Origin of the sequence: Nostoc sp. (assembly GCF_041747015.1) — a bacterium.
GTDB lineage: Bacteria > Cyanobacteriota > Cyanobacteriia > Cyanobacteriales > Nostocaceae > Nostoc.
In genome coordinates this window covers 1-3,758 of record NZ_JBGTFY010000269.1, presented here as the reverse complement: position 1 = coordinate 3,758, position 3,758 = coordinate 1, and the positions used below count along the sequence as shown (strand labels likewise).

The following is a 3,758-nucleotide window of genomic DNA, read 5'->3' as shown; positions in this document are numbered from 1 at the left end:
AAAGTTAGAATATCAAGGCTTTAAAGAGTATCTTAGGAACATCAAAAAGTGGTTTTGTTGTCAAAGTCTGACAGTGAAAAGCCCCTAGAATTATGTAACTCTGGGGACAAGTATAAGTATCTGACAATTTATCAAATCAAGCATGGACTACTGTCTGATTACCTGATTCAGCAGCTCAAAAATCCCTCAATTGCTATTAACCCCAATATCCTACAAGTCCTGTTTCACATGGTCAAGGCTCCGGTTCTGGGTAATTTGGCTCTGGGAATACCCAAGGAGGCTCTGGGAATGGGAGGCAGCCTCCAGTGATATTGTTGAGGTTACTACTACTTAGATGATGCATATTAAAATCTGTAGGTTGCAAGTCACCAATCTTGATGCTAGCCATTTGTAAATTCCTCCTAAGTAGAGTTGCGATTGTCTTGAATGAGCTCCGACTTTGGATTATGTAATCTTGATTCAATACTACTTAATTAAGCTGAAGGATCAAGTTTACAAAGCTTCTTTTTGGGACATAAATAAAACTTTGTGTCTATTCAAGCTTAAAGAGAAAGTTAGAGAGTGAGAGTACTAATTGAGATAGTGGTTACCTGATAAACTGAGGCTAATGAGACAGCGATCACAGAAATTCTAAGCGCTCTTTTCTAAAACAATTTATGCTGTTTAAGCGACTGATAAATCGAGTTTATAAAGCTCATTCTTTAGACATAATTAAAGCCTTTATGCCTGTTAAAACTAAAGAGGATAGATAATCAAAGTCCTAATTTAAATTGCGATCACCCGCTTAGATGAGGTTGTTGATTGGGCGATCACAGAAATAACCAATCTTTCTTTTCTAGAAGATAAGTTATTTCAAACAATGCTAATATTATGCTGAAATTAGGTCATGCGATGGCGTCCCACCCGTCCTCTCCGTTTCAAATCAGACAATTCATCCGCTTTTAGCAAGCGGTTCATAGTACTAAGAACCCTTAATCCAGCGAGCCAGGATGTCGGCCCCATTTTCTTTCATCATATGCTTCTGGCAGTATGTCAGACGCCACGCCTGGTCATCAATATGACGCCCGAAGGGCGTAAAATGTGTGCGGTTAGCATACCCCAGCCACACTGCTTCCCAGAAGGAATTATATCCAGTTCCACAATAGATTGCATCTGCCCCAGGTAACCATTCGCAAAGAGGGAAAAGCGTGTTTGGGGCAAGCATGTTAAAGCGGAAGAGTTCTCCAGTTTCCAGCTTGGGGCATATTGCTTCGCATTCCCCAGGTAACCCTGCCTGCGTAACCACCACTAGTGGTTGGTCAGCGGGAACGCGAAGATGCTCCCGCAGTGCAGTCTTTGGTTTACACTCATCCGGATTGCAAATAACAATCGGGTCAATCTCTTCATGGAGTAACGAATAATTCAATGGTTCGATCCCGATGATGCGCTGGAACTGCTCTGGCGCAAAGGGCATCTCAGCCGAGCCAATAAACCATTGAGGCGGACAGCAGCGAATTAATAGCCAAGCTTCGCACTGCAATCGAGGAAGAATATAGCGCAGCGGTGCCCAGAACATGTCCACCAGTAGAAGGTCAGGACGGAAACCTTCAAGAGCCAAGACTAACGCGCTTTCTGCTACTTTGAGCGGCTCTCGCAGTTCTACTGGGTGAATATCAACCACTTGATAGTTATCCAATTGTGCTACTTGGTAGGGCAACTTAGGTCCGAACATCTGATAAGTGGCGGCACATCCCGACCGCTTAAGACTACGTAAAATGGCAATGCCGTGGGCTAGATGCCCCGCCCCGATTGTCCCGGCAGTAAAGTAAGCAATTCTCATATGTACCTCACGCAATAGAGTTGAAATTGTCTACTCAAAACTAAAATCGAAAAAGTCAAATTAGTAATCGGGCTTTTGGTCACAACTACCTAAAACTTAGATCTTGCCCCTTTCAAGATGAGGATGGGCAAGATGCCCATTCTAATAAGAAGTTGATTTTATTGTGAGGTGGGCGTCCCGCCCGTCCTACAGTTGGTGCAAGAGGTGAAACTAAGATAAGTTGGTTGTGTTGTAAAAGCTTTTTGAGGACAAAAGTTCCTGTTGAGTGGGAACTCGTTATGTAGCCACTCCGAAAATTTGGGTAATGAATTTCCCTTGATCTTCAATGTCACCTTTTGCCAATCCCTGAATTTGTCCCTTATTTCCATCTTGGTTGGGCTTGGTTAGGCTCGAAGCACGGTTGCTGTGGGGAAAGGGAACCTCGAGAATTGGGTACCCCAGGAAAGGGCACAGCTTCTTCCAGCCTTCCCCCACGCAGATGTTGAGAACCAGTAAGTCTTGGGGTCTAGAGAGGAAGTACTGCTGAACGTGCTCTAGGTGTCGGAGGTAGGCCTCCTCAAACAGCACTGGATCATAGCCTACGGTTCCAAAGACCTGCTGCCTGTGCCACATGAAAATAACCCTGAGTTGAACGGGGAACTGTTCGAGCTTCACCCGGTGACCGAAATGATCAGCGCAAGACTGCAGCCATCCCCTCATGTCCCTGATAGTCAGGATGAATTTTGACCCTGGATAACGCTCATCCAATTCCTTAAACCGGCACGCCACGGGCAGGTCACTGGCTGCGTCGTGACTATCGAAAGCTGCCCACGTTAAGGGAAAGTGCACACTGCTGTACCCCAATAATTCCAGTGCATTATGCAGGCTGCTTGTTCCCGTCTTAGATAGACCAATCCCGAATATCTTGCTCATAGAAACTCCTTAAAGTGGAACTCATTGCTGGCTGGGTCAATGCTCAACCCCTGAAACTAAAGGCTTTTTCGAGTTTGTAGATTGTGTTGTAAAAACTAGAGAAAGTGGTAGTGTAGGAAGCCCACACGCTTCTGAGAGGTCTGTTTGCGATCGCTTTCATCCCGTTCAAATGGCGTCGTTTCCAATCCGAAATTATCTTCCTAAGGAAATTCATCTTTTTAGAAATGAACAATAGATTTTTATCCACTTAGTCCATTTCTAAAAAATCAAATTTAGAAAGTCAAGTTTAGGAAGCTTCTTTCTAAGATATAACAAAACAGTTATGTCTCCCATTTTGGCTAGGCGCTGTAGAAGGAATTTGTTGAACGAAATATATAAGACTTTGACAAATTGACTGTACAAGATGAAGTTTGTAACCGATGTTCCTGAACATGATTCAGACAGTTGTATCTCCAATTCCAGCTCAGATACTTGAAAGCTGAAGTAGCAAGCGTAAATACCATGTCGAGCAGAACGCACTGGATGAAGTGAAGTATCTCGAAGGTTCTTCGATACGCTCAGAATGAAGCTTTGGAGTGTAACTTGTATAAGAATACTGAGGTAGTAATCGCGAAACTTTGAGAGTTTTTTCTTCAGTTTTCAAATTAGTGTAACTCATTGGAATTAGACTATATTCCTTCTAGCTTATTTTAGAAGCTATAGTAATTATCGTCTCAAAGCATTGCAGATTTTTGAGACTTAAAGAAAGAGTTGTGTCTCCGATTTTTACAATCTTTTAGGAAGATTGACTAACCTTTGCATCCTATCGGCGTACAGCACAGCCTCACCTTCTTTGAAGTTTACCAAAAGGTAAATTGGAGCAACTCTGCAAGCGATCGCAATTAACTCAGGGATAACTCCAACCTTGCCATCTTCTCAACAAATCCTAGTAGCGTTACTTCTGTCAGACTTGTTCGTAAATTTCCTGATAAACATCAAATAGCGGTGAACTTCCAAGCAGACGGCAAATTTGGCGCGATCGCAGCAT

At 43.2% G+C, this 3,758-nt stretch carries 3 protein-coding genes; all 3 read right to left on the bottom strand.

What is annotated here, in order from left to right; genetic code table 11:
* Positions 1-232: 232 nt before the first annotated feature.
* Positions 233-388, bottom strand: a complete 156-nt coding sequence (locus ACEW80_RS22065) for a hypothetical protein (RefSeq protein WP_373528651.1) — start codon at positions 386-388, stop codon at positions 233-235.
* A 573-nt stretch (positions 389-961) separates the two neighbouring features.
* Positions 962-1,819 (bottom strand): hypothetical protein, encoded by an 858-nt coding sequence (locus ACEW80_RS22060; protein WP_373528650.1) that lies wholly within the window; start codon positions 1,817-1,819, stop codon positions 962-964.
* Positions 1,820-2,095: 276 nt separating this feature from the next.
* The gene (locus ACEW80_RS22055; RefSeq protein ID WP_373528649.1) at positions 2,096-2,731 is read right to left on the bottom strand and encodes a sulfotransferase family protein; all 636 of its coding nucleotides are present in this window, start codon (positions 2,729-2,731) and stop codon (positions 2,096-2,098) included.
* Positions 2,732-3,758 lie beyond the last annotated feature (1,027 nt).

Bases quoted from the DNA above. Each gene is read 5' to 3' on its own strand.
- ACEW80_RS22065 (WP_373528651.1), bottom strand. From the start codon at position 388: ATGGCTAGCATCAAGATTGGTGACTTGCAACCTACAGATTTTAATATG.
- ACEW80_RS22060 (WP_373528650.1), bottom strand. From the start codon at position 1,819: ATGAGAATTGCTTACTTTACTGCCGGGACAATCGGGGCGGGGCATCTA.
- ACEW80_RS22055 (WP_373528649.1), bottom strand. From the start codon at position 2,731: ATGAGCAAGATATTCGGGATTGGTCTATCTAAGACGGGAACAAGCAGC.